At 29.4% G+C, this 25,283-nt stretch carries 24 protein-coding genes; 10 read left to right on the forward strand and 14 right to left on the reverse strand.

Annotation, left to right across the window (positions count from 1 at the left end):
• Positions 1–2: 2 nt before the first annotated feature.
• From hpf to yajC, 13 genes are all read right to left on the reverse strand, one after another.
• Positions 3–521, reverse strand: coding sequence for a ribosome hibernation-promoting factor, HPF/YfiA family (hpf, locus tag CAMP5082_RS00600; protein ID WP_012661742.1), 519 nt, complete (start codon positions 519–521; stop codon positions 3–5).
• Between the two features lie 78 nt (positions 522–599).
• Positions 600–1,280, reverse strand: a complete 681-nt coding sequence (locus CAMP5082_RS00605; protein WP_337205606.1) for an endonuclease III domain-containing protein — start codon at positions 1,278–1,280, stop codon at positions 600–602.
• Complete coding sequence (locus CAMP5082_RS00610; RefSeq protein ID WP_337205607.1) at positions 1,277–4,216, reverse strand: DEAD/DEAH box helicase; 2,940 nt, start codon at positions 4,214–4,216, stop codon at positions 1,277–1,279. The genes CAMP5082_RS00605 and CAMP5082_RS00610 overlap by 4 nt, the downstream gene beginning before the upstream one ends.
• Entirely contained in the window at positions 4,206–4,610 is a 405-nt protein-coding gene (locus CAMP5082_RS00615) for a bactofilin family protein (RefSeq protein WP_337205608.1), read from the reverse strand. Before CAMP5082_RS00615 ends, CAMP5082_RS00610 begins: the two co-directional genes overlap by 11 nt.
• Positions 4,538–5,449, reverse strand: coding sequence for a M23 family metallopeptidase (locus CAMP5082_RS00620; protein WP_263678820.1), 912 nt, complete (start codon positions 5,447–5,449; stop codon positions 4,538–4,540). Before CAMP5082_RS00620 ends, CAMP5082_RS00615 begins: the two co-directional genes overlap by 73 nt.
• Positions 5,436–6,602: a Mur ligase family protein gene (locus tag CAMP5082_RS00625; protein WP_337205609.1), complete on the reverse strand. Its 1,167-nt coding sequence runs from the start codon at positions 6,600–6,602 to the stop codon at positions 5,436–5,438. The genes CAMP5082_RS00620 and CAMP5082_RS00625 overlap by 14 nt, the downstream gene beginning before the upstream one ends.
• Before the next feature lies 1 nt (position 6,603).
• The gene (locus tag CAMP5082_RS00630; protein ID WP_337205610.1) at positions 6,604–7,971 is read right to left on the reverse strand and encodes a hypothetical protein; all 1,368 of its coding nucleotides are present in this window, start codon (positions 7,969–7,971) and stop codon (positions 6,604–6,606) included.
• A gap of 1 nt (position 7,972) precedes the next feature.
• Complete coding sequence (gene lptE, locus CAMP5082_RS00635) at positions 7,973–8,470, reverse strand: LPS assembly lipoprotein LptE (RefSeq protein WP_337205611.1); 498 nt, start codon at positions 8,468–8,470, stop codon at positions 7,973–7,975.
• Positions 8,467–10,896 carry a leucine--tRNA ligase gene (leuS, locus tag CAMP5082_RS00640; protein ID WP_337205612.1) on the reverse strand — a complete coding sequence of 810 codons (2,430 nt, stop codon included), beginning with the start codon at positions 10,894–10,896 and terminating at the stop codon, positions 8,467–8,469. Before leuS ends, lptE begins: the two co-directional genes overlap by 4 nt.
• Positions 10,897–10,904: 8 nt before the next feature.
• Positions 10,905–11,246: a DUF6394 family protein gene (locus tag CAMP5082_RS00645; protein WP_039618681.1), complete on the reverse strand. Its 342-nt coding sequence runs from the start codon at positions 11,244–11,246 to the stop codon at positions 10,905–10,907.
• Between the two features lie 2 nt (positions 11,247–11,248).
• A complete protein-coding gene (secF, locus tag CAMP5082_RS00650; protein WP_214118169.1) occupies positions 11,249–12,220 on the reverse strand; it encodes a protein translocase subunit SecF in 972 nt (323 codons plus the stop codon).
• Positions 12,220–13,800 (reverse strand): protein translocase subunit SecD, encoded by a 1,581-nt coding sequence (gene secD / locus CAMP5082_RS00655; RefSeq protein WP_337205613.1) that lies wholly within the window; start codon positions 13,798–13,800, stop codon positions 12,220–12,222. The genes secF and secD overlap by 1 nt, the downstream gene beginning before the upstream one ends.
• Complete coding sequence (yajC, locus tag CAMP5082_RS00660) at positions 13,793–14,068, reverse strand: preprotein translocase subunit YajC (protein ID WP_012661754.1); 276 nt, start codon at positions 14,066–14,068, stop codon at positions 13,793–13,795. Before yajC ends, secD begins: the two co-directional genes overlap by 8 nt.
• On the opposite strand from yajC, the gene CAMP5082_RS00665 reads away from it, so the two are divergent.
• On the forward strand, positions 14,038–15,420 hold the full coding sequence (locus tag CAMP5082_RS00665; protein WP_337205614.1) for an apolipoprotein N-acyltransferase: 1,383 nt from the start codon (positions 14,038–14,040) through the stop codon (positions 15,418–15,420). The two genes, yajC and CAMP5082_RS00665, sit on opposite strands and share 31 nt — an antisense overlap.
• Here CAMP5082_RS00665 and metK read toward each other — a convergent pair.
• Positions 15,372–16,565, reverse strand: a complete 1,194-nt coding sequence (gene metK / locus CAMP5082_RS00670; RefSeq protein ID WP_263682081.1) for a methionine adenosyltransferase — start codon at positions 16,563–16,565, stop codon at positions 15,372–15,374. The genes CAMP5082_RS00665 and metK overlap by 49 nt on opposite strands.
• A 126-nt stretch (positions 16,566–16,691) precedes the next feature.
• On the opposite strand from metK, the gene sstT reads away from it, so the two are divergent.
• Genes sstT through smpB form a run of 9 tightly spaced genes read left to right on the forward strand, consistent with a single transcriptional unit; the run spans position 16,692 to position 25,274 of the window.
• Complete coding sequence (sstT, locus tag CAMP5082_RS00675; RefSeq protein WP_337205615.1) at positions 16,692–17,918, forward strand: serine/threonine transporter SstT; 1,227 nt, start codon at positions 16,692–16,694, stop codon at positions 17,916–17,918.
• Between the two features lie 9 nt (positions 17,919–17,927).
• The gene (locus CAMP5082_RS00680) at positions 17,928–18,806 is read left to right on the forward strand and encodes an aspartate carbamoyltransferase catalytic subunit (protein ID WP_337205616.1); all 879 of its coding nucleotides are present in this window, start codon (positions 17,928–17,930) and stop codon (positions 18,804–18,806) included.
• A gap of 4 nt (positions 18,807–18,810) precedes the next feature.
• Positions 18,811–20,532, forward strand: a complete 1,722-nt coding sequence (locus tag CAMP5082_RS00685) for a M3 family oligoendopeptidase (RefSeq protein WP_337205617.1) — start codon at positions 18,811–18,813, stop codon at positions 20,530–20,532.
• Positions 20,525–20,971 (forward strand): hypothetical protein, encoded by a 447-nt coding sequence (locus CAMP5082_RS00690; RefSeq protein ID WP_074691700.1) that lies wholly within the window; start codon positions 20,525–20,527, stop codon positions 20,969–20,971. Before CAMP5082_RS00685 ends, CAMP5082_RS00690 begins: the two co-directional genes overlap by 8 nt.
• Complete coding sequence (locus CAMP5082_RS00695; RefSeq protein WP_337205618.1) at positions 20,968–23,031, forward strand: ATP-dependent helicase; 2,064 nt, start codon at positions 20,968–20,970, stop codon at positions 23,029–23,031. Before CAMP5082_RS00690 ends, CAMP5082_RS00695 begins: the two co-directional genes overlap by 4 nt.
• On the forward strand, positions 23,028–23,846 hold the full coding sequence (truB, locus tag CAMP5082_RS00700) for a tRNA pseudouridine(55) synthase TruB (RefSeq protein WP_047208431.1): 819 nt from the start codon (positions 23,028–23,030) through the stop codon (positions 23,844–23,846). The genes CAMP5082_RS00695 and truB overlap by 4 nt, the downstream gene beginning before the upstream one ends.
• Positions 23,840–24,067 (forward strand): carbon storage regulator CsrA, encoded by a 228-nt coding sequence (gene csrA, locus CAMP5082_RS00705; protein ID WP_012661763.1) that lies wholly within the window; start codon positions 23,840–23,842, stop codon positions 24,065–24,067. Before truB ends, csrA begins: the two co-directional genes overlap by 7 nt.
• Positions 24,064–24,822, forward strand: a complete 759-nt coding sequence (locus CAMP5082_RS00710) for a 4-(cytidine 5'-diphospho)-2-C-methyl-D-erythritol kinase (RefSeq protein WP_337205619.1) — start codon at positions 24,064–24,066, stop codon at positions 24,820–24,822. Before csrA ends, CAMP5082_RS00710 begins: the two co-directional genes overlap by 4 nt.
• Positions 24,819–25,274, forward strand: a complete 456-nt coding sequence (gene smpB / locus CAMP5082_RS00715; protein WP_039668585.1) for an SsrA-binding protein SmpB — start codon at positions 24,819–24,821, stop codon at positions 25,272–25,274. The genes CAMP5082_RS00710 and smpB overlap by 4 nt, the downstream gene beginning before the upstream one ends.
• Positions 25,275–25,283: the final 9 nt, after the last annotated feature.

Genomic DNA, 25,283 nt, shown 5'->3' on the forward strand with positions numbered 1-25,283 from the left:
TTTTAAAATAAACCAAATTTACCATCTTTTTTCTTATACAGGACCCTCATTTTTGCATCTATGTCATTAAAAACTAAAAATATATCCTTACTTGCTTTTAGCTTTTCTAATGCTTCTTCAATTTCTAAAGGTTTATATAGCTCAAGTTCTGTTGGAACTATCTCATCTTCCTCAATCACACTTGGCAATACTAAATTTTCTTTTATCTCATCTTGATGTTTATGGGTGATATTTTTATCATGCAATCTTCTTAAAACCTTAGAAATTCTATCAATAGCTAAATCTATAGCAGCGTATAAGTCTTTATCTTTTTGCTTTACAACCACTGTATTAATACCAGCTAGGTTAATGCTAAATTCAGCCCAAAATCCTTTCTTTCCATGCCTTTCATCAGCGCTTATAACACAACGTGCAGAAATCACATCTAAGCCATATTTACTTAAAGCATCAAAGCTTTTTTCCACATACTCTTTTATAGACTCAGTTAGCTCAAATTGCTTTCCAACTATACTTGTATTCATTACTTCTCCTTTTTATGAAGTTAAATACATTATAGCACTTTAATCGTAAAAAATTAACTTTTTAAATAAAAAATAAATTTAAAATTTTAAAGGATCTAAAATAAGCGCACCATCTGCTGAAAGTTTTTTACCTTGAAAGTGTGTTTTACAAAAAGAAACAATTAAAGCATGAAAAATTTGATAAAGCTCGTATAGTTTACATTCTTTTTTTAGTAAAACACATAATTCTTGTTGATTTTTAGCTATGCCTTTTTTTAAAAAATCTGCTAATTCATCATAACTTTGACACTCATAGCCTAAATAATTAGCTATTTTTGCACTATAAGCATCAACTACTAAAACTTCTTTTTTACATATATAATTTAAAATTCCATCTACACTTTCTTGACCCAAGCCTTTAATACCTAAAAGCCATTCTCTATCTACTTCTTCTTTAAAAAGTTCAAAAGAATTAAAATTTTGAAAATATTTTTGAGTGAAATTTTTAATATATTTTGCCTTGGTATTATAAAATCCACTTGGCTTTATTAAAAGTGCTAAATCTTGAGTGCTTAAAGTTAATAAATCTTCTATCTTAGTAATATTTGCTTGTTTTAAATTTGTCAAAGCTTTTAATACATTTTTCCAGTTTGTATTTTGACTTAAAACCACAGAAATTAAAATTTCAAACTCGCTTAAAGTATTATTTTCTAGCCACTCAAAATCGTTATAGTTGATATTTGCATTAACTAAAGCTTTAAAAATTTCATATCCGCTCATGCTTTTTCACTCTTTCTTAAATGCATCAAAATAGCCTCGATCACATCATCATCGTCTTTACTTTTTGCCTTAATGACTTCCTTACTCTCATCATCTTTTACAAAACAAATATTTTGCTCATAATTACTCACTAGTTTATAATGCTTGCTAGCTAAAATTTTTATAATGATTAAATCCAAAAACTGCTTAGTAAAAATATCAGGCTTGCCAAAACGATCATTCATCTCACTTTCTATCTCATAAACTTCATTAACACTCATACATTTACTAAGTCTTCTATAAAGCTCTAATCTCAAACGATCTTCACCAATATACTCACTATTTAAAAAGGCATTGATATTAAGCTTTAGATCTATTTTTTTCTCTTTAATTTCTTCTTTTTTGCTTAGCTTATTAATTTCATCTTCTAACATTTTAAGATATAAACTATAACCAATTTGCTCTATATGTCCACTTTGATCCACGCCTAATAAATTTCCACCACCACGAATTTCTAAATCATGATAAGCAAGTACGCTTCCTGAGCCTAAATAAGAATTACTCTCTAAACTCGTAAGTCTTTTTAAAGAATCTTTTGTGATTTTTTCCTTATCTTCAATCAAAAAATAACAATATCCTTGCTTAGCACTACGCCCTACTCTTCCTCTAAGTTGGTGCAAATCAGCCATACCAAAGCGGTCTGAATTTTCCACTATGATAGTGTTTGCATTTGCTAAATCAATACCACTTTCAACTATAGAAGTACAAAGCAATAAGTCATATTCTTTATTTTCAAATTTAATCATTTCTTCTTCAGTAGTTTTAGCATCAATTTTAGAATGCAAGATTAAAATTTTTAAATTCGGAAATAAATCTAAAAGATATTTTTTACACCCATCAATACTTGCTATATGATTGTGTATATAAAAAATCTGTCCTGCTCTTCTTAATTCTCTTGAAATAGCTTCTTTAATCAAAGCGTCATTACTTTCTCTAACAAAGGTGCGCACATCCAAACGATCCTCAGGTGGAGTTTGTAAAACACTATATGATTTTAAAGAACTAAGAGCTTGATTTAAGCTTCTTGGTATAGGCGTTGCTGACATAGATAAAATATGGGAGTTTTTACTTAATTCTTTGAGTTTTTCTTTTTGTTTTACACCAAATTTATGCTCCTCATCTATCACAACTAAACCTAAATTTTCACACTCAACCCCTAAAAGAGAATGCGTTCCAACCACTACACAAGGCTTATTTTCTTTTAAAAATGCCAAAACTTGTTTTTTTTCTTTAGCGCTAGTAAAACGATCTAGCTTAAAAACATCTATATTAAAAGAGTTAAATCTTCGTTTTAAGGTTTTAAAATGCTGGGCTGAAAGCAAAGTAGTTGGCACAAAAAACAAAGCCGTATAGCCACTTTTTACACAAGTAAATATAGCATTCATAGCAACTTCTGTTTTACCAAAGCCCACATCACCACTTAAAAGCCTATCCATTACTTGAGAACTTTTTAAATCTTGAGTGATTTCTTGACAAACTTGACTTTGATCTTTAGTATAAAAAAATCCTGCTTTATTGATAAATTCATCTTGTAATTCTTGAGAAATTTTTAATTCTTTTGCTTTTATCAATGCTCTAGCCGCTGCTAAAGAAACTATATTTGAAGCAATGGCAAATAATTTTTCTTTTAATCTTTCTTTGATTTTTAGAAAACTTCCTTTTCCAAGCTTATCAAGTAAAGGCACGCCACCACTTGCACCGATATATTTATCAATCATATACAAATTCTCAACAGGCAATAAAAGCTTGTCATTATTTAAATACCCAAGAGCTACAAATTCTTTTTTTGCTCCTGCAATTATAATAATCTCAAGACCTAAAAATTTAGCTATACCATAATCTTCATGCACAACAAAATCCCCAACTCTAAGCTCATCTATTACCAAACTTGCTTTTCTAACTCTTTTACTTTTTTCTTTTTTATTTAAAGAGATGATAAACTCATCTTGAGTGCTTAAATTAATTCTTTCTTGGGATATTTTTAATTTAATATTTGGAAATTCTTGTAAATTTAAAGCTTTAAACAAAGCTTCATTCTTTGCTAAAACAGTAATTTTTTTATCTTTATGAAAAGTGAAAAAATCATGATTATAAGAACTTACTAAATCTTTACAAAATCTTGATTCAGGTAAAATATTTTGATTGATTTTACTAATATCTTCTTCAAAATCATTTACATCAAATTTTTTTATGCTTATGAAATTTAAATCTAAATAATCACAAAAACCATCAACACACCAAAAACCTAAAGAATTAACATCATTGATAATGCTTTGACTTTGAAAATTTTGAATTTTTTCTTGTAAATTTTCATATTGCTCTTGATTAAAAGCACTCAAAAATGGACAAATTTCAATCTTTGAAAGTTCATTTGGGATTGATTTTTGTGTATGAATATCAAAATATCTTATACTTTCTATCTCATCTGAAAAAAGCAAAATTCTAAAAGGTTGCTCTTCGTTAATCGCAAAAATATCTATAATATCCCCACGTATTGAAACTTCACCCTTATCTTGAACTATATCTACAAACTCATACCCACTATGTAAAATTTCTTCTTTAAATTTCTCTAAAGCAAGAAGTGAATTTCTTTTAAGAATAATGTTTTTTAAATGCTTTTTTCCGGGGAGTTTTTGTAAGATTGTTTTTATAGGAGAAATTAAAATTTTATTTTCATCTTCTTTATGATAAGCATTCAATACTTTACAAATTTCAAAAAGCTCTTTAGAAAAAGAGCGTAAATCACTACCAAATTCTGCTCTAAAATCAGGCAAAATGAAAGTTTTTAAATTTAAAAATAAACAAACTTGAGCTAATTCATCTGCTTCTTTATCATTCTCACAAACTATTAACTCAGTTTTGTTACTTAATAAATATTCATATAATTTAGCTTGCATTTTCTGAATTTTCTATGCTCACATCAATAGTTGTAAGTTCTTCATCTTTTTCGATTATTTTACTGCTTCCATTAAATTTTCCACCATTTTCAATGCTTAATTGTTTAACTATGATATTACCATTAAGCACACCACCGGATAAAATTTCCAAAGAATCAACTTGCATTTCTCCTTCAAAAATCCCATTAATCACTATCTTACTTGCCTTAACTTGTCCTTTTAAAACACCACTCTTACCTATTACTATCACATTAGAAGAATCAATCACACCTATAATCTCTCCATCTAAATGAAGCATAGAGTCAAAATAAAATTTTCCTTCTATTTTTGCTCCGTTTGAAATGACTGTAGTTTCGGATACTGTAGCAATAGAGCCTTTATTAAAGATTGCCATGGAACTCTCCTTTCTTTATCAAATATTTGTTCATAATTTTTTCGGTTTAAATCTATAAAAATTTTAGGGTCTAAAAGTTTATTAATAAATCTAACCTCATAATGCAAATGTGGTCCCGTAGAAAGACCGGTATTTCCTGTATATCCAAGCAAATCACCTTTTTTTACAAATTGCCCTGCCTTAACAACATCTTTGCGCATCATATGTGCATATACCGTTTTAAAGCCAAAATTATGGATCAAAATCACTGAATAACCATAACCATTATTACTATATGCAGCATACTCAACCACTCCATTTGCCGGTGCATAAATAGGAGTATTTAAAGCTGCTCTTAAATCAATACCTGGATGAAACTCTTTTTTATTTAATATAGGATGATGACGCCATCCGAAATTACCTGTGACTCCATTATCTTCTATCACATGGCCATTTGGAATTTGTGTTAAAAATAAATAGGCTTGATCGTTAGTAAGTTTAACTTTTTCCAATCTTTCTGGTATATCCAAACCCTCATCTTGCTTTAAACCTAAATTTTCTTCAATATCTGCAAGTTGAGTTTGGAGTTCATCATATAAGGCTGTTTTTTCCTCTAAACTTTTTTGCATACTTTCATTTTGAGAAAATAATTTAGTATTTTTTGCTGACAATGTTTCTTGCTCTTTTAAAAGCTCTGAGCGCTTATCTGCTAAATAATTAATATATAAAGCACCCAAAACTATAACAACAAAAACAAAAGTAGTAAAATAAATAATTACTTTTTTTATGATCTGACTTAATAAAAAATGTCTAGAACCATTTACATCTGTGATAGTTAGCGTAAATTTATCTTTCATTATAGCCTCTTAAAAAATTTTCTACCAATACAAAAGAACCAAAAACTAAATACAACTCATCTTTTTTTATTTGTTCAAATTTTTGATAAGCAATATCTAATTTTTCTAAATTTTCTAGCAAAACAGAGCCTGCTAAAGGTCTGTCTTTGCTTTCATATTCATAAATTTCAACTATTTTTACTATAGGCTTTAAAGCTCTTAAAATTTTATAAGAATCTTTATCTAAAAAGCAATTATAAACTAAATGAACTTTTTTTTCCTTGAAAATTTCAGCTAAAGTTAAAGCTGCCATTTCATTATGGCCTACATCAACAAAAATATTTTGACTTATTTGCTCACACCTTCCTTTTAAATCAAGTTTTGGCAAATTACTAATGCTGCAAATCAATTCTTTTTCATTTTTGGCACAAATTTTAGAAAAAGCTTCTAAGGCTAAAAAAAGATTATCTTTTAAAAAAGTTGCTAAATTATATTTTTGAATATATTCCTGTACACAAGGATAAATAATTGTATTTTTATCTAACGAGCTAATATTTAGACTAGCTTGTTTTAATTTTGCTATTTTTTGAGCCAAATTTAATACTTTTGTTTCTTGCTTATTAATTAAAGCTTTAGCACTCATGGCTTTTAATTTTGTTCTTGCTATTTCATCTAAGTTTTTACCCAATAAATCCTGATGATCAAAACCTATTTTAGTAAAAATACTAAAATCTATCTCAAAAACACTTGTTGCATCGTACTCTCCACCTACTCCAGCTTCTAAAATCACATAATCACAATCTTTAAAAACAAAAAATGCTAAAAATGTAGCATACTCAAAATAGCTAAGTTTTTTCACATCATCTAAAAAAACACTTTCCAATTCTTCGTGTGCTTTTTCTAAAAGCTCATTGCCTGTAATTTTTCCATTTAACCAAAATCTTTCATTAAATTCAAAAATATGTGGACTTGTATAATGCCCTACTTTACATCCTTGCTCTAAGAGTAAAAGGGCTAAAAATCTACCTGTGCTTCCTTTGCCATTAGTACCAATAATTTGAATATTTTTAGTTTTTGGGATAAATTTTTTATATTTTTCATACATACTAAACATAAAAAATCTACTGATTTTTTGTACATGCATGGTTTTTTGTGAAAGTGTTTGCTGGAATTTCATACTAAGCTTTTTGCATTAATTCTTTTAAAATATCGCCATCTGGAAATTCTTTTTTTTCTATACAAGAAGATGATAAAACAAGTCTAACTACTTCTTCTTTATAAATAAATTTATAATCATCTATAAGCTTCAAAGCTTTTTCCGTAAAGATTTGAGCATCTTCTAAGCTTTTACCCGGAAAAACAATTAAATAAGAACTTTCATCTAAAATCCAAATTTCAGCTAAATTTTTACATAAGTCTTTGAGGATTTTTTTAAACTTCCCGCTAATAGTTTTAAAACTATCAATGCCATAAGCATTAATAACATGTTCTATATTATTGATTTTAAAGAAAGATAAAGCATAATTAACCGCATAAAGCTTATAATTTTCATCAAGTTTTTTAAGCTCTTGAGCAAGACTCCATTGTTCTCTTTGCTCGTCATCGCTTGTAGCTTGAATTTGAGTTTTAATTTGAGCTATTTGCTCATTTGCATACAAAAGCTTATCTTTTAATGTATCAAAATTAATCTGCACATTACCATTTTCATCTTTAGTTAAAGTATTGATAAATTTCACATCTTCTTGACTATTATCATAAAGCTTTGACACCATTTCATTTAAGCTTTCTAAGTGCTGATTAAAAAAAGAAAGGTTTTTTTGTATATAGTATTTATCTATTGCTTCTTTTTTTTGTAGCATCAAACAATACTCATGTGCAAATTCTTTTCTAGCAATTAATCTAGGATTTTCTTTTAGCTTTTGCTTAAATTGCTCAACTTCTTTACTCTCACCAAATAAAGGCTCTAAAGAAGCTAGTAAAAGTTCAGCTTGTTTTTCATAAGAGCGTTCTTTTAACATAACGATAAGTTTTTCTATTAAAGCGTGAAAATCCAAAAACGCTCGGATGTTAAATTCTTCTAATTTTTTTAAAAGCTCATGATCTTCATAAGATTTTTCAAGTTCTCTCCATTTAGCTCTTAAAAGATATATAGTCTCTAAGTCCATAGCTTGAGATAATCTATGTTGAGTAGTTTGAGCAAGTTCTTTGATTTTTTTATCTTTGCTAATACTAAGTTGCTGAATGATTAAGTCAAGTAAAGCATAAACATCTTCATATTTTCTGCTTACTTGTCTATTAAGCCTAGAGACTAAAAACATCAAAAACTCATCAATAGTTCGAATGCTCTTTCCTTTTAATTCTTGTTTATAAGAATCATCTAAAAGATTAGTATATTTTTCTATTCTAGCTTTATTAAGACTCATAACTCCTGCTTTTTTAGCACACTCTTCAAACACCTCACTATAATTTTCAGGAGTTGGATATAATTTACGCTCTTTTAATTTTATCAATGTTTCTTTTGCAATTTCATTGATATGGCTTGCCATTTTACTTATAACCCCTAATAGCTATAATAGAAACAAACTCATCAAAAGCTTCACTTGATGCGTTTTTAATCGCTTCAAATCTAGCTTGATCACTGATGATAGAGTTTGGATTAATATCAAAATTATAACTTCCTTTAGTATTTACAATTTCTTCCTTGCCATTTTTATAACGCAACACAAACTCCAAATAAAGCTCTGCTTTATAATTAATCACATAACCATTTTTATCATAAACCATAGGATGAAATTCTAATTTTTTCATCGTAACTATAATAGAACTATCTGCATTATACTCATCTGTGATTTTTCTACCAAGCTTATTAAGCATGGCTTCTCTTAGAATGTCTGTTATGTAAACACTGTTTTCAGGATCTTGCTTACTGATATTAATTTTTAAAAATACATTTTCACCCAAAACTCTACTTGCCATCTGCGAAGAGGGAATATATCCACAAGCTATGATGAAAAAAGTAAAAAACAACACTAGATATTTTTTCATTTAATCACCAAATTTACTAATTTCTTATCAATATAAATTTCTTTTACTATGGTTTTGCCCTCTAGCCATTTTGCAACATTTTCTTTAGCTAAAGCTAAAATTTCATCTTCTTTAGCTTGTGAATTTATTTCAATCTGTGCTCTTTTTTTACCATTAACACTAATAGCTATATTAAAACTATCTTTCACAAAAACTTCATCTTTTATTTTTAATACTTTAAAATTTTCACATTTAAACAAATGATCACTAAGCTCAAAACAAACATGAGGAATGATAGGCTCTAAAATATTTAAAATAATATAAAAAGCTTCTTTTGAAACTTCTTTATGATTTATAGCATTTAAGGCATTTAAAGCCTCCATACATGCAGCTATTAAAGTATTAAAGGCAAAGCTTTCTTCATAAACTTCGAAAGATTTTTTCAAAGCTTCATATACTTTTAATCTAGCATATTTTTCTTCTTTATTTAAACTTTGATGATCAATTTCTTGTAATTTTCCACATTCTAAACTCATAGCCTTTTCATAAAGCCTATTGATAAATTTAAACGCACCTTCTAATGCGCTATCGTTCCATTCAAGTTCTTTAGCAGGTGGTGCAGCAAACAGTATAAACAATCTTGCACTATCTGCTCCATATTTTTCTATAATATAATCAGGATCAACCACATTCCCCTTAGACTTACTCATCTTAGTACCATCTTTAGTAACCATTCCTTGGGTTAAAAGTCTATTAAAAGGCTCATCATCTTTTAAATAACCCAAATCCCTAAGTGCTTTTTGGAAAAATCTAGCATAGAGTAAATGTAATATCGCATGTTCAATCCCACCAATATATTCATCAACATTCATCCAATAATTGACACTTTTTTCATCTACTGCTTTTTCTTGCCAAGTTTTATCATCGCTTGCAAAACGCGCAAAATACCAAGAACTTTCAAAGAAAGTATCTAAAGTATCACTTTCCTTTTGTGCTTTTTTACCACATTTTGGACAAATGCATTCTTTCCATATTTCATGTTTATCAAGTGGATTTCCTTCTCCATTTATCACCACATCTTCAGGCAAGGTAATAGGTAAATTTTCTATTTTTTGAGGAACTATGCCACAAAAATCACACTTAATCATTGGTATAGGAGCTCCCCAATATCTTTGTCTAGAAACACCCCAATCACGAATTTTAAAATTGGTAACCTTTTTACCAATACCTAGTGATTCAATTTTTAAACTAATTTTTTCCCTAGCTTCATTGCATTCTAGTTGATCAAATTCGCCACTATTAGTTAAAACGCCTTCTTTTAAAGTGTAACATTGTGCGTCATTTTCATCTTTATAAACTACTTTTTTTATAGCTAAATTATAAGTTTTTGCAAACTCATAATCTCTTTCATCATGAGCAGGCACACTCATAACAGCACCACTGCCATAATCACTTAAAACAAAATTAGCTACCCATAAAGGAATTTTTTCTTTACTTAGTGGATGGATTACATAAAGATTTAAAAAATATCCTTCTTTTGGCGCGGCTTGTCTTTGGCGCGGTGTTTGATTTTGTATATTTTGAATTTTAGCTATAACATCTTGATCTAGTAATTTTTTATCAATTAATTCATTTACTATTTCATGATCAGGCGCTAAAGCAATGTAAGATACTCCATAAATAGTCTCAGCTCTTGTGGTAAAAACATTGATCTTTTTTGCACTGATTTTATTATTTTCTTCTATATCAAAATCAAAACTAAGCCCTGTGCTTTTACCTATCCAATTTTCTTGCATAGTCAAAACTTGACTTGGCCATTTTCCTTCTAACTTTTTAAGATCTTGCAATAATTCATCTGCATAAGCAGTGATTTTTACATAATATCCTGGCATTTTTTTTCTAATGACTTCATGTCCGCAACGCCAACATTTACCATCTTCAACTTGCTCATTTGCTAAAACTGTTTTATCATTCTCACACCAATTAACTTCGGCTTCTTTAGTATAAACAAGTCCTTTTTCATACATTTTGATGAAAAATTCTTGCTCAAATTTAGTATATAAAGGATCAGAAGTAGCAAGCATTCTTTTTTTGGAAAAAGAAAAACCCAAAGAAGCAAGCTCATTTTGCATATAATCAATATTTTCATAAGTCCATTTTTTAGGATGGATACCATGTTTAATCGCAGCATTTTCAGCAGGCATACCAAAACTATCAAAACCTATAGGATGTAAGACGTTAAAACCTTTTTTTCTATAATACCTAGCCATAGCATCACCTATACTATAGTTTCTCACATGTCCCATATGAATTCTACCACTTGGGTATGGAAACATAGATAAAATGTATTTTTTTGGTAAAGAAAAATCATCTTTTGGTTCAAAATATTCTTTTTCTTGCCAAATTTTTTGCCATTTTTTTTCTATTTTACCTGCTTCATATGCCATTTTAACTCCTAATTTTCTTCTTGATTTTTTACTGAATCAACTATAACTAAAATCATTGAAAAGATATTAGCTATCAAAGCACCAATTGCTAAAGTATAAACCATAACATTAGCTTCTGGATTAATTTGTATTAAAGCAAAAGCTGGAATTAAATGCAAATCAGCCACTAAAGAACTAGCAAATAATTCAGCTGCTAAGAAATTTCTAACCCCAATTTTCAATAAAGTAGAAATTAAATTCACACAAGCTGCAATAAATAATGCAACTTCATTTTGATCATATAAAAATCCTGCGGTTGTAGTTAAGCTCATTAGAGCAAAAAAGATATAAATAACCTTACCCCAATTCATTTTTACACCGTTCCTTTTTCATACATCGCTCTTAATTTTTCTTTTTCTTGTTTTTTCTTTACTTTTTCTAATTCTTTTTGGCGATACTGTGCAACGCTGAATTTAAACCATAAAAGCGCTGGACTTGCTACAAATATAGAACTTGCAGTACCTGCTACAATACCCACTATCATAGTTAAAGCAAAACCTTCTATCATAGATCCGCCAAAGAAATAAAGCACTACAACAGTAATTAAAGTTAAGCCCGTTGTTAAAGTAGTTCTTGATAAAGTTGCCGAAACTGATTCGTTAATAATTAGATCAAGTTTTGAATTTTTACTTGTTTTAACACCTTCTCTAATCCTATCAAAAATAATAATCGTATCATTTAAAGAATACCCAAGCACAGTTAAAACAGCCGCCAAAATATCTAAATTTACATCTATTTCAAATAAAGCAATAGCGCCTAAAGTAATGACTATATCATGAATTTCACACACAATAGAAGCCATAGCAAAACGCCATTCAAATCTTACTGCCAAATAAATCAAAATAGCAATCAAAGAAATTCCAACTGCCATAAGACCTTTATTACGCAGTTCATCTCCTACTTTTGGACCTACTACATCCACGCGGCGCACTTCAAATTTACCTGTATCTTTTAATAAATTTGCAATACTTGCTCCAATATCACTTCCCAAGCTATCACTACTTCCTGAAAAACGAATAATAACTTCATTAGCACTACCAAATTCAGTAACGCTAGCACCTTTTAAATTTTCATTGATAGCTAAAGCTTTACGAATTTCAGCCAAAGGAGCTTTTTGCTCGTATTGAAGTTGCACCAAAGTTCCACCGGTAAAATCAATACCAAAATTCAAACCCTTAGTAAAAAGGATAAAAATAGAACCAAAAAATAAAATAAAAGACAAAGAGATGGCTGCAAATCTCATTCTCATAAAATCATAAACATGTTTTTGACTAAAAAATTGCATTAAGGTCTCCTATATCCAAACCATAATCTTGTATTATTGCTTTTTTCCATACGGTTCATAAACATTTCAAACATACCATGAGTTCCAACAATAGAAGTAATCATAGAAACTAAAATCCCTATGCTTAAAGTCACCGCAAAACCTTTTACCGCACCTGTTCCATAAGCATAAAGTACCACTGAAGTAATAAGCGAAGTAATATTAGAATCTAAAATCGCACTCATTGCATGCTTATAACCATTTTCAACACTTTGTCTTATACTAGCACCTTCTCGCAATAATTCTCTAATTCTTTCATTAATAATAACATTAGAATCTACTGCCATACCCACAGTCAGTACAAGTCCTGCCATACCAGGTAAAGTTAAGGTTGCACCAAACATAGCCATTACAGCAATAATCACTAAAATATTTGCTACTAAAGCAATATTAGCAAAAATTCCTGCTATACCATAATACATCACCATAAATGCAATAACCAATATAGAAGCACCTGCTAGGGCTATCATACTCATTTTAATACTATCAGCACCCAAAGATGGTCCAACGCTTCTTTTTTCAAGCATTTTAACCGGTGCTAAAAGTGCCCCACTTCTTAAAGCAATAGCCACATCATGAGCTTCTTCAACAGTAAAACTGCCACTAATTTGACCACTGCCTCCACCTATTCTTTCATTAATTCTTGGAGCTGAATATACTTTATTATCTAAGACTATAGCTAAGCGTTTACCTACATTATTTCCTGTGTAATCTCCAAATTTTTTAGCACCTTCTGAATTTAAGGTAAAATTAATAACAGGAAGATTATTACTTTGCGCAAAACCTACTTTTGCATCTGTTAGCATAGAACCATCAAGAATAGGTATAGATTTTACTAGATATTTAATTTGAGGATTTTTTGCATCTTCAAAAATCAAATCTCCATATTCAGCAGCCTGAGCTGGAGTAAGATTATTTACCTGATCCATCCTAACATCATCTACTTCCATTAATTGCAAATGTGCAGCTTTTGCGATAAGTTCTCTAGCTCTAGCCTCATCTGCAGCAGTTTTAATACCTGGAAGTTCGACTAAAATTTTATCCTCGCCCGATCTTGCTACATTTGGCTCTGCAAGACCAAATTGATCAAGTCTATTTCTAATAGTTTCTACAGCTTGTAAAATAGCTTGTTCATGAGTTAGTTTGATTTCTTCTTGGGTTAAAGAAAGTGTGTAGTGTAAATTTTCATGTGTGACAGCCAAGCCTTTAATGTCTTTTAATAACAAATCAACCTTAGCTACATCATTTTCATCTAATAAGCTAAATTCAATACTAGTATCATTTACTTTGATTTTATCAACAATAATATCTTCTTTATTGATAGAATAGCTAAGAGAAGAGGCTATGGATTTAACCTTTGACTTAACCGCCTCTTCTACTTCTACACCTAATAACATATGCAAACCGCCTTGCAAATCAAGTCCTAGGTTAATCTTAGCACCACTTTGGGTTTGCATAAAAGAAGGTATGGAAAAAATTAATCCTATAAGAAAAACTACAAAGAAAATAATACTTCTATAAGTAATTTTTCCACTACGCATCAATTTTCTTTGCTATGAAATCTCTAGAAATTTTTACAACTACATTTTCATCATTAAGCTTAACTTTGATAAAATCCTCTTCTGGTTTTACCACCTCGCAAATTATCCCACCATTTGTGATGATTTTATCTCCTTTTTCTAAAGATAAAACCATTAATTTGTGGTCTTTTGCTTGTTTTTGTTGTGGTCTAATAACCAAAAAATAAAAAATCGCAAAAAGCACAATGAGAGGCAACAATGAAGTCCAAATATTTCCGTTTTCTGCCATTTCTTCCCCTTTTTTTAAAATTCATAAATTCTAATTCTACCACTTTTAAAATAATAAAAGCCTTTTTTTCTGCACTTTTATTGTCAAATTTTATTTATTTTTCTTTTTTTGAAAATTTACTTTTTGAATTTATTTCACCATTTTTAAGTATATATGGTTTGATTTTATTGCTAAGAAATAAAAGTAAAATAGGATATTTTTATACCGGATTTTTTGTAGGAATTTTATGGTTTTGGTGGATAGCTTTATCATCAATTTATTTTGATTTAGCTTATTTAATTCCTTTAGAAATTATCTTAATCGGATTAATTTATGGATTATTATTTTTAGTATGTTTTTTTCTTAAATATGATTTTTTAAGGCTTTGTGGGATTTTTTTACTTAGTTTTGTTCATCCTTTTGGATTTGATTGGCTAAATTGGGGTGTTTTAAGTGTATATGGAATCTTTGATGCAAGTTATCAAGGCATTATAGCTATGTTTTTGATTGCTTATTTTTATTATGAAAAATACATTTCAAGATATTATAAAATAGCAATCATTTTAATCCTTATTCTAATTGGAGCCCAATATAATCAAAAACAATCGCAAACATTAAATTTAGACTATAAATTAATTCAAACTAATATCTCCCAAGATCAAAAATTCATACAAGAAAATTTACACACTCATTCTAAAGATATATTTTATCAAATCAATCAGGCCATAAAAGAAGGTAAAGAAGTAATTGTTTTTCCTGAAACAGCTTTTGCCTTTGCTTTAAATAAAGCTCCAAGTTATTTACAAGCTTTAAAAGATTTATCAAAACAAATCATCATCATCACAGGTGCTATAAGTACCACACCTAATCATCTATACAATAGCACTTATGTATTTGACAATGGCAACATACAAGTTTTTAACAAACACTATCTTGTGCCTTTTGGGGAAGAAATTCCTATATTTAAAAACTTTTTTAAAAAATATCTTTTAAATATTGATGAATTTTCAAAAGGAAAGGAATTAAATCAATACACTCTAAATAATCAACTCATCACTAATGCTATCTGCTTTGAAGCTACAAAAGAAAAACTTTATAAACACTCAAAAATCATCATCGCTATTTCAAACAATGCTTGGTTTAATTTTTCAAGTGAGTATAAATTACAAAATTTTCTAATGCGTTTTTATGCAAATAATTATAATGTAAGTATATATCATGCAGTTAATGGAAAAGAAAATGCTGTAATTAAGTCAAAAGAGATATTGATTTTAAAGATAAAAGAAAAACTTTTAAAGCAAAATGAAGCTCAAAAGCTTCATTATTATAATGCTTTAAATTCATCAAGAGCGTCCAATTTTTCCCAAGGATAATCAGCCTGACCTACTTGACCACGAGCAGCTACATCAGCATACATGAAAGTATCTTTACTTGGTTTATCAAGATTGAATTTATTTTTAATCCAATTTGGAGTTAATGGGAAAGTTTTCATCACAAAATCACTTAAAATATCATCATTTAATCTTGTGTTTGTTCCCATACAATCCACACTAACAGAAGTTGGTTTAGCTACACCTATAGCATAAGAAAGCTGCACTATGCATTTTTTAGCAAGACCTGCTGCTACGATATTTTTAGCAAGCCATCTTGCAGCATAAAGCCCACTTCTATCAACCTTAGTATAATCTTTAGAAGATTGCGCTCCTCCACCTATTGGAGCATAGCCACCAAAGCTATCTACTATAAGTTTTCTTCCTGTTAAACCACTATCATGTAATGAGCTGTGATTTACATATTTTCCCGTTGGATTGATTAAAATTCTTGTTTTTTCTGGACAAAAAAGCTCTTTTGGTAAATTTGAATCTAAAATCAATTCCATCACCAAAGCTCTTAAATCTTCTATTTTCATACTTTCAACACAAGGAGCTGAAACTACAATAGTATGGATGCTTTGAGGTTTACAATTTTCAAAATTTTCTTTATTTACATAATCAATTGTCACTTGAGTTTTAATATCCACTCCAAGTTTATCAGGATTGTTTTTTGCAAACTCATATACTTTATCGCAAAGCATTCTAGCATAAGAAATAGCTGCTGGCATATATTCTTTTGCTTCATTACTTGCAAAACCAAACATTATCCCTTGATCACCCGCTCCAATTTCTCCATCTTCTTGATCAACACCTTGATTGATATCAGGACTTTGTTCATTTAAAAATACCATTACATCTAAATCATCAGGATGTAAACATTGTTTTTTGCTAAAATGTGGATGCCCATCATAACCAATATCTGCTAGAGCTTTTTTTACAATATTTTCATAATCTTGTTTTTCTAGTTTATGTTTTGATTTAATTTCACCACCAATTACTACTTTATTTCCTGCTACAAAAACCTCACTAGCAACCCTTGAATCTTTATCATGAGTTAAAAAAGCATCCACTATAGAATCAGCTATAATATCAGCACATTTATCAGGATGCCCTGCGCTAACAACTTCAGAAGTAAATAAATACATTAATATTCCTTATCATAAAAATTCTAGCTTTATTCTAACATAAGCTAGCTTAAAAATAAAAAAGCTTATTTAAGCTTTACTTTGTTAGAATAAATTAAAAATTTATCACTACAAAAAAGGTAAAAAATGAGTTTATTTTCTTGTGCAATCAAACGCTATAAAGATGGAAATCTTATTTTACAAATTTGCATAGGTATTATTTTAGGAATTTTAGTAGGTATTTTTTCTAAAGATTTAGCTATTTTTGCAAATATTTTTGGTGCTTTATTTACAGGAGCTTTAAAAGCCATAGCACCGATTTTGGTTTTTATCTTAATCTTAACAACTATTTGCACAAAAGAATTTAATCATGGAAGCGAAAAAATAAAACATATCATTTTCTTATATATATTTGGAACTTTTTTAGCTTCTTTAAGCGCGGTTAGTATAAGCTTTGTCTTTCCCGTAGAATTAGTATTAACCGATATTGAAAAAGCTTCTACTACAAGCCCTGCACATATAGGCGAAGTATTTAAAACCTTACTTTTTCAAATCGTAGATAATCCTATCCACGCCTTATCTTCAGGAAATTATTTAAGTATATTAGCTTGGGCCATAGGTGGGGGTTTTGCCCTAAGGCACTGTTCAAATGACGCAAAACAACTTTTTACTGATATCAACGAAGGTGTATTAAAAATTGTTAAATTTATAGTCAAGCTTGCTCCATTTGGAATTTTTGGACTTGTAGCAAATTCAGTTGCTCAAACAGGAGCAGCAGGACTTTTAAGTTATGTTAAATTATTAATAATTTTAGTTTTAACCATGTTTTTTGTAGCCTTTGTGATTAATGCTTTAATTGTCTTTGCTTATACAAAGAAAAATCCTTATCCTTTGATTTTTATTTGCTTAAAACATAGCGCTGTTTTTGCATTTTTCACAAGAAGTTCTGCAGCAAACATCCCTGTAAATATGGCACTTTGCTCTAAATTAAATATCAATAATAATTTATATAGTATTTCTATTCCACTAGGCGCTACGATTAATATGGCAGGAGCAGCTGTAACCATAGCCATATTAAGTCTTGCAGCAGCTCATACAGTAGGCATTGAAATAAATTTTTTACAAGCTATGCTTTTGAGTGTTTTAGCCGCATTTGCAGCTTGTGGAGCTAGCGGGGTTGCTGGAGGCTCACTCTTACTTATACCACTTGCTTGCTCTTTGTTTAATATTGATTATGACATAGCCATGCAAGTAGTTGCGGTTGGATTTATCATAGGGGTTATCCAAGATAGCGTTGAAACAGCTTTAAATAGCTCAACAGATGTTTTATTTAGTGCTATTTGTTCAGATAATGAGCTTAATTTAAAAATTTAAGGAGGACTTATGAGGCATTTAATTACTACAAAAGATTTTAGCAATGATGAAATCTTGGCTTTATTTAAAGAAGCAAAAGAATTTTTAGATGAAAAACCGCGTACATTTTTAGAAGGAAAAAGTGTCACAACAATTTTCTTTGAAAATTCAACACGCACTCAATCAAGCTTTGAAACAGCTGCAAGAAGACTGGGTGCTAAAGTTTTAAAATTAGATGTTTCAAGAAGTAGTTCAAGTAAAGGTGAAACACTTTTTGATACTGCTGCGAATTTAGATGCAATGGCACCAAGTGCTATTGTAGTTAGACACAAAAACTCAGGTGTGCCTCATACTTTAGCAAATTATACTCATTGTCCTATAGTTAATGGAGGCGATGGTAAACACGCTCATCCTACCCAAGCTTTACTTGATCTTTTTACTATAATGGAGCATTTTGATTATAATGTAAAAGGTAAAAAAATAGCAATAGTAGGAGATATTAAAAACTCACGCGTTGCTGCTTCAAATTTAGAATTATTACCTCGTTTTGGTATAGACATTACCCTAGTAGCCCCACCTCATTTTATGCCAAATTATCCCATTAAAAAAACAAATAAACTAAAAGAAGTCATTGACGATGTAGATATTATCATGAGCCTTAGAACACAAACTGAAAGACACAATATTCCAACCTATGCATCGCTTAAAGATTATGCAAATGATTTTTGCATTAGCAAAGACTTAATAAAAGATAAAAATCTCATTATCTTGCACCCAGGCCCTGTGCATAGAAACATTGATATTAGCGATGAAGTAATGGCTGATAAAAGATGTAAGGTTTTAACTCAAGTTAAAAATGGTGTTGCCATTAGAATGGCTGTATTAAAAAAACTCATTTTAGAAAGCTAAAATCATGCAAAATTGGAACTTAAGTATATTATTTAAAGATGAGCAAGAATTAAATCTTTTTTTACAAAAAACCCAAGATGAAGCTTGTGAATTTAAAAAACAATATGAAAATAATCTTCATAGTTTAGACAATCAGCAATTCTTGCAAGCTTTAAAAAATTATGAAGAATTAATCTTAAAGCTTTCCCACATACTAACCTATGTGTATTTAAATTTTGCTCAAGATACTACCAAGGGTGCTTTTTATGCAAAATATGAAAATTTAAGTAAAAAAATAGAAGAAAATCTTTTATTTTTTGAACTTGAATTTTGCGAGTTAAAAGAAGAAAAAAGTAAAACTTTCATCACATTTTGCAAAGATTATGAGTTTTATTTAAATAATCTTATCAAACACAAAAAACACAATCTTTCTAAAAAAGAAGAAAGAGTCATCTTAGCTCTATCAAGTACAGGTTCAAATGCATTTGCAAGATTATTTGATGAAACCTTTAGTGCTTTAAAATTTAATTTTGAAGGACAAAAATTAAGCGAAGAAGAAATTCTAAGCAAGCTTTATGATAAAGATAGAAGCATTAGAAAAAAAGCTTCAAAATGCTTTAGCAAAACTTTAAAAAAACAAAACAAACTTTTAGTATATATTTTTAATATGATTAAAAGTGAACTTGCTAGTATTTGTGAGTTAAGATCTTATGAAAGTCCTGAAACCCCAAGACATATAAGAAATCAAATTTCTAAAAAAAGTGTTGATGCACTTATTAGTGCTAGCGAGAATAGCTTTGATATTGTTTCTAAATTTTACAATACAAAGAAAAAAATTCTAGGGTATAAAAAGTTAAAAGATTATGATCGTTATGCGCCTATTGGAAAGGAAATGCAAGTTGATTTTGATCAAGGAAAAGATATAGTTTTAAAAGCCTTTGAAAAATTTTCTAAAGATTTTTATATGATAGCAAAAGAAGCTTTTGAGAATAATTGGATCGATGTTTACCCTAAAGAATTTAAACAAAGCGGTGCTTTTTCTCACTCAAGCACGCCACTAAGTCATCCTTTCATACTGTTAAACTATACCAACCAAAGACGCGATCTTTTTACTCTAGCACATGAGCTAGGCCACACTATACATCAAAAACTTTCCTATAAAGTAAGTTTTTTAAATCAAGATACACCGCTAACTACAGCAGAAACTGCTTCAGTATTTGCAGAAATGTTGATTTTTGATTATATTAAAGAAAATTTAGACAAAGAAGAGCTTCTGTCTTTATATGCAGCAAAAATAGAAGATATTTTTGCTACTCTTTATAGACAGATTAATTTTACTACTTTTGAACGCAGATTTCATGCTAAAAAAGAAGAACTAAGCGCTCAAGAACTAAGTGAGATTTGGCTTGAAGAATCAAGAAAAATGTTTCAAGATAGTGTAGTTTTAACCAAAAATTATGGCCTTTGGTATTCTTATATACCACATTTTATACACTCTCCATTTTACTGCTATGCTTATGCTTATGCACAACTTTTAGTTTTAGCACTTTATGGACTATATAAAAGTGGTAAATGTACTGATTTTACTTCGATTTATACTGAGTTTTTAAGTAGTGGGGGAAGCAAAAGTCCAAAAGAACTTGTAGCTATGTTTGGCTTTGATATAGAAAGTGATGAGTTTTGGAATATAGGTTTAGAGCAAGTTAGAATACTAGTAGATGAATTTTTAAGGCTAAGCAATGATTGATAAAATTTTAAACAATAAAAATTTTATAAGTTTAATGCAAAAAAGCATTTATGAATGTTTACAAATTTTAATCCAAGAAGATATTGAGTTTAATATCATTGTAAATACTAAATTTGTTACACTTGAACCTCCTTTACCACCAGAATTAGATGTAGTGAGTAAAAATCCTTATTGTCTTTTTGCTCTTGGTGGTTATACTTTTAAATCCATAGTTTTAACAAATGAGCATATAGAATTTCATGCAGGTTTTGGACCTGATGATTTTGCAACTTTTGTGAAAGTGGATTTAGGGGCAATTACTCAAATTCAAGTTGAAGATAATATCATTTTTGTCAATTTTTCAAACTATTTCAAAAAGCAAAATGATCAAAAATTAAAAGAAAAATCCATGAATGCTTTTTTAAATAATCCTAACAATAAAGATTTATTTAAAAAATGAGTTTTTTTGAAGGTTTAAATGATAGCCAAAAAGAAGCTATCATGCATATTGATGGAGCTATGCTAATACTAGCAGGCGCAGGTAGTGGAAAGACTAAAACCATTACCACTAGGCTTGCTTATTTGATTGATCATGTAGGTATTCCTGCGCAAAACACCCTCACACTAACCTTTACAAATAAAGCTGCTAATGTAATGAAAACAAGAGCCTTAGCACTTTTACAAGATCAAAATCTACACAATCCCCTTTTATGCACTTTTCATAAATTTGGCTTGTTATTCTTAAGACTTTATAGTGAAAGAATTAATAGAGCAAATAATTTTGTCATTATCGATACAGATGATAAAAAGAAAATACTAAAAGATTTAGCTAGCGAAAATTTACAAAGCTCTTTAGTAAGCATAGGTGCTTATATTTCAAATTTTAAAAATCAAAGCAAAAGCGCCCAAGAAATACGCAAAGAATTAGAATTTTTAAAAGATGAAAAAAACAAAAATTACGAAGAAATCATTCATTTATATGAGCAATATGAACATTTTTTAATCCAAAATAATTTCATGGATTTTGATGATTTACTCATGCTAACTAATAAAATTTTAGAAGATGAACAATTTGCAAAAGAGCAAAGTCAAAAATATACTTATATAACAGTAGATGAGTATCAAGATACCAATGCCTTACAATATCAAATTCTAAAAAAACTTTGCACGTCTCATGAAAATATTTGCGTGGTAGGCGATGATGATCAAAGTATTTATGGATGGCGTGGGGCTAAAATAGAAAATATCTTAAATTTCAAAGAGCAATTTAACAATGTAAAATTAGTCAAATTAGAGCAAAATTATCGCTCAACTAGCGCTATTTTACAAGCTGCAAATGAACTTATAGAGCACAATAGAAAAAGACTAGGGAAAACTTTAATTTGCACCAAAGATGAGGGCGAAGAAATCACAATTTTGCAAAATGATGATGAGAAAATTGAAAGCTTTAAGGTTGCAAGAGAAGTTTCAAAACTTTTAAACTCAGGAATTAATCCTAGTGAAATAGCCATACTTTATAGAGTAAATGCTCTATCTCGTGCTCTTGAAGAAGCTTTTAGCAAAGAAAAAATTCCTTTTAAATTGCTAAGCGGAATTCGTTTTTATGAAAGAGCTGAGATTAAAGATATTATTTCTTATTTAAGATTACTTTCAAATTTAAATGATGATTATTCTTTTAAACGCATTATCAACCGCCCTAAAAGAAATTTTGGTAATGCAAGTTTAGAAAAGCTAGAAAATTATGCCAAAGAAAACCATTTGTCTTTATTTGAAAGTCTATGTGCTTTGCAAGGGAGTGGTTTTTTTAGTAAAAAAACAGACAAAGAATTAGAAAAATTCATACTAAGCATACACAAAATCAAAGAAAAAGATGATTTGCTTGCAATGATTTTAGCCTTAGAAGAAGAATTTAAAATCAAAGAATTTTATAAAGATAACCCAGAAGGTGAAGATAAACTTTTAAATATAGATGAACTTTATGCTAACTTAAAAGATAAAATCACTCATGGAAATTATAATGGCTTAGATGATATTTTAAATGAAATTTCTTTACTTAATGAGCAAGATGGACTTGATAAAGAAAGTATTTGTATTATGAGTATTCATGCAAGCAAAGGACTTGAGTTTGATTATGTTTTTATCATAGGTTTAGAAGAAGGATTTTTCCCACTCACTAGCGAATCAAGCAATATAGAAGAAGAAAGAAGACTTGCCTATGTAGCAATCACTAGAGCCAAGAAAAAACTTTATTTAAGCTATGCTAATTCTAGATTTTATAAAGGAAGTCGCACAAGATTAGAAAAAAGTAGATTTTTTGGCGAGAGTAATGTAATCAAAAAAGAATTAACACTAGATCATCAAAAAAATTGCTATAAAAAAGGCGATTTAATCAAACATAAAATTTTTGGCATAGGCAGAGTCACTGGGGTAAGTAAAATAGGTGCTGAAGAAAAACTCACGATTAATTTTGGAGGCATAGAAAGAATGATAATGTCAAGTTTTGTGGAAAAAGTGATATGAATAAACTTTTTGTAGCTTACAAACCAAGTGGAATGAGTTCTAATGCTTTTTTAGGCAAACTCAAAAAAAAATATAAAAACAAAAAAGCAGGTTTTTCAGGAACACTTGATCCTTTTGCAAAAGGTGTTTTACTCATAGCCTTTGATCAATACACAAAACTTTTTCGCTTTTTTGATAAAAATCCAAAGGTTTACAAAGCAACGCTTTGGCTAGGCGTGCATTCACTAAGCCTTGATAATCAAAATATTAAAGAGATCAATCTTATAAATGCTTTTGATGAGCAAATTTTAGAACAAATTAAAAATGAACTTTTAGGTAAAATCACCTACACCCCACCCGCATTTTGTGCAAAAAAAATAGATGGAGTACGCTCTTATGAGCTTGCAAAAAGAGGTTTTGAAGTCAATTTAAAGCCCTGTGTTATGGAAATTTTTTATACTAAAATTTTACACTATAACCACCCCTTTTTAACCATAGAAATAGCAGTTAGTGAGGGTTCTTATATACGCTCTTATTGTGAATTATTTGCTAGAAAACTTGGTATTAAAGCCACGCTAAGCTCATTAGAACGCTTAAGTGAAGGAAAGTTTTTTTATGAGAATGAAAAAGAGTTAAATCCTTTAGCTTATTTAAATCTTAGAAAAAATACGATAAAATACCCCCAAAAATTACACAATGGACAAAAAATATTTTTGGACGATTTGGAAATTCAAGAAGAAGGTAGCTATATTTTAGAAGAAAAAGATTTTTTTTCTATCATTTCTATCCAAGATAATCAAGTGCAATATTATTTAAATAAGGTATTAAAATGTTAATTTTATCAAGAAAAGAAAATGAAAGTATAAAAATCGGAGATGATATAGAAATCAAAGTAGTTCAAACAGGTAAAGGCTATGCTAAAATAGGCATCGAAGCTCCAAAGTCTTTAATGATACTACGCAAAGAGCTTATCGAGCAGGTAAAAAGTGAAAATTTACATGCAATTAGCGATGAAACGATAAAACTTGATGATCTGAGTAAAAAGCTAAAAAAATGAAAGCTTACGCAAAAGCTAATATTTTTTTAAAAATCATAGGAATTGACTCAAGATCTTATCATTTATTACAATCACGCTTTGTCTTATTAAAAGATATTTTTGATGAATTAAGCTTTAGTGATAAAAAAACCAAAGAAGGGTTTGAAATCACTGGAAATTTTACCCAAGATACCATCATACACAAAGCTTATAAAGAATTAGAAAATTTAGGATTTTCTAATGAATTAAATGAATTTTTTAAAGATAAAAGTTTAAAGCTTATCAAAAACATTCCCATAGGTGGAGGCCTTGGTGGAAGTAGCACTGATGCGGTTGCATTTTTATTAATGATCAACGAAACTTTAAATTTAAAACTTAACCAACAACAACTTGAACAAATCTGCCAGAAACTTGGCTCTGATTTAATCTTTTTTTTAAGCGGATATGATAGTGCAAATGTTAGTGGGTGTGGCGAGATTGTAGAATATTTTGAAGATGATTTTAGCCAACTTGATTTTACTTTTCCATCTATTGAATGCTCAAGCGCAAAAGTATATAAAGCATTTGATGAAAGCTCATATGATTTAACAGCGAATTTAAATTTAGCCAAAACACTTAAAACACTCAAAACAAGTGAAATTTTAGAGTATAAAAACACTGATTTAAATGACTTATTTGCTCCTTGTGTAAAAATTTATCCTAAAATGCAAACTTTTCTTGATGAAGCTTATTTTTTAAGTGGAAGTGGAAGTGGAGTTTTTAAGGCTAAACGATGAAAAAAACTATAGTTAAAAACAAAAAAGCTTTTTTTGATTATGAAATTTTGGAAAAATTTGAAGCAGGTATTGTTTTAAAGGGTTCTGAAGTAGTGGCATTAAGAGCTAGTAGAGCAAATTTGAAAGATTCTTTTGTGCGTATTATCAAAGGTGAAATTTTCTTACTTAATGCTCATATTTCTCATCTTAGCACCACTCATTCATTTTACAAACATGATGAAAAAGGTGCGCGAAAACTTTTAATGCATAAAAAGCAAATCGATAGACTTTTTGGTAAAATTAGCACCCAAGGTTTTACTATAGTGCCATTAGAACTTTATTTTAATGAAAAAAATAAAGCAAAAGTCTTAATAGCCTTAGCCAAAGGAAAAAACTTACACGATAAAAGAGAAAGTTTAAAGAAAAAACAAGCAGATCTTGAGGCAAGAGCTGCTATGAAAAATCATTATTAAAAAAGGATT

It is taken from the genome of Campylobacter sp. LMG 17559, from assembly GCF_024723605.1.
Lineage (GTDB): Bacteria > Campylobacterota > Campylobacteria > Campylobacterales > Campylobacteraceae > Campylobacter_D.

Excerpts from the sequence above, each read along its gene's own strand:
- hpf (WP_012661742.1), bottom strand. The coding sequence starts at position 521 with ATGAATACAAGTATAGTTGGAAAGCAATTTGAGCTAACTGAGTCTATA.
- CAMP5082_RS00605 (WP_337205606.1), bottom strand. The coding sequence starts at position 1,280 with ATGAGCGGATATGAAATTTTTAAAGCTTTAGTTAATGCAAATATCAAC.
- CAMP5082_RS00610 (WP_337205607.1), bottom strand. The coding sequence starts at position 4,216 with ATGCAAGCTAAATTATATGAATATTTATTAAGTAACAAAACTGAGTTA.
- CAMP5082_RS00615 (WP_337205608.1), bottom strand. The coding sequence starts at position 4,610 with ATGGCAATCTTTAATAAAGGCTCTATTGCTACAGTATCCGAAACTACA.
- CAMP5082_RS00625 (WP_337205609.1), bottom strand. The coding sequence starts at position 6,602 with ATGAAATTCCAGCAAACACTTTCACAAAAAACCATGCATGTACAAAAA.
- CAMP5082_RS00630 (WP_337205610.1), bottom strand. The coding sequence starts at position 7,971 with ATGGCAAGCCATATCAATGAAATTGCAAAAGAAACATTGATAAAATTA.
- lptE (WP_337205611.1), bottom strand. The coding sequence starts at position 8,470 with ATGAAAAAATATCTAGTGTTGTTTTTTACTTTTTTCATCATAGCTTGT.
- leuS (WP_337205612.1), bottom strand. The coding sequence starts at position 10,896 with ATGGCATATGAAGCAGGTAAAATAGAAAAAAAATGGCAAAAAATTTGG.
- CAMP5082_RS00645 (WP_039618681.1), bottom strand. The coding sequence starts at position 11,246 with ATGAATTGGGGTAAGGTTATTTATATCTTTTTTGCTCTAATGAGCTTA.
- secF (WP_214118169.1), bottom strand. The coding sequence starts at position 12,220 with ATGCAATTTTTTAGTCAAAAACATGTTTATGATTTTATGAGAATGAGA.
- secD (WP_337205613.1), bottom strand. The coding sequence starts at position 13,800 with ATGCGTAGTGGAAAAATTACTTATAGAAGTATTATTTTCTTTGTAGTT.
- CAMP5082_RS00665 (WP_337205614.1), top strand. The coding sequence starts at position 14,038 with ATGAAGTCCAAATATTTCCGTTTTCTGCCATTTCTTCCCCTTTTTTTA.
- yajC (WP_012661754.1), bottom strand. The coding sequence starts at position 14,068 with ATGGCAGAAAACGGAAATATTTGGACTTCATTGTTGCCTCTCATTGTG.
- metK (WP_263682081.1), bottom strand. The coding sequence starts at position 16,565 with ATGTATTTATTTACTTCTGAAGTTGTTAGCGCAGGGCATCCTGATAAA.
- sstT (WP_337205615.1), top strand. The coding sequence starts at position 16,692 with ATGAGTTTATTTTCTTGTGCAATCAAACGCTATAAAGATGGAAATCTT.
- CAMP5082_RS00680 (WP_337205616.1), top strand. The coding sequence starts at position 17,928 with ATGAGGCATTTAATTACTACAAAAGATTTTAGCAATGATGAAATCTTG.
- CAMP5082_RS00685 (WP_337205617.1), top strand. The coding sequence starts at position 18,811 with ATGCAAAATTGGAACTTAAGTATATTATTTAAAGATGAGCAAGAATTA.
- CAMP5082_RS00690 (WP_074691700.1), top strand. The coding sequence starts at position 20,525 with ATGATTGATAAAATTTTAAACAATAAAAATTTTATAAGTTTAATGCAA.
- CAMP5082_RS00695 (WP_337205618.1), top strand. The coding sequence starts at position 20,968 with ATGAGTTTTTTTGAAGGTTTAAATGATAGCCAAAAAGAAGCTATCATG.
- truB (WP_047208431.1), top strand. The coding sequence starts at position 23,028 with ATGAATAAACTTTTTGTAGCTTACAAACCAAGTGGAATGAGTTCTAAT.
- csrA (WP_012661763.1), top strand. The coding sequence starts at position 23,840 with ATGTTAATTTTATCAAGAAAAGAAAATGAAAGTATAAAAATCGGAGAT.
- CAMP5082_RS00710 (WP_337205619.1), top strand. The coding sequence starts at position 24,064 with ATGAAAGCTTACGCAAAAGCTAATATTTTTTTAAAAATCATAGGAATT.
- smpB (WP_039668585.1), top strand. The coding sequence starts at position 24,819 with ATGAAAAAAACTATAGTTAAAAACAAAAAAGCTTTTTTTGATTATGAA.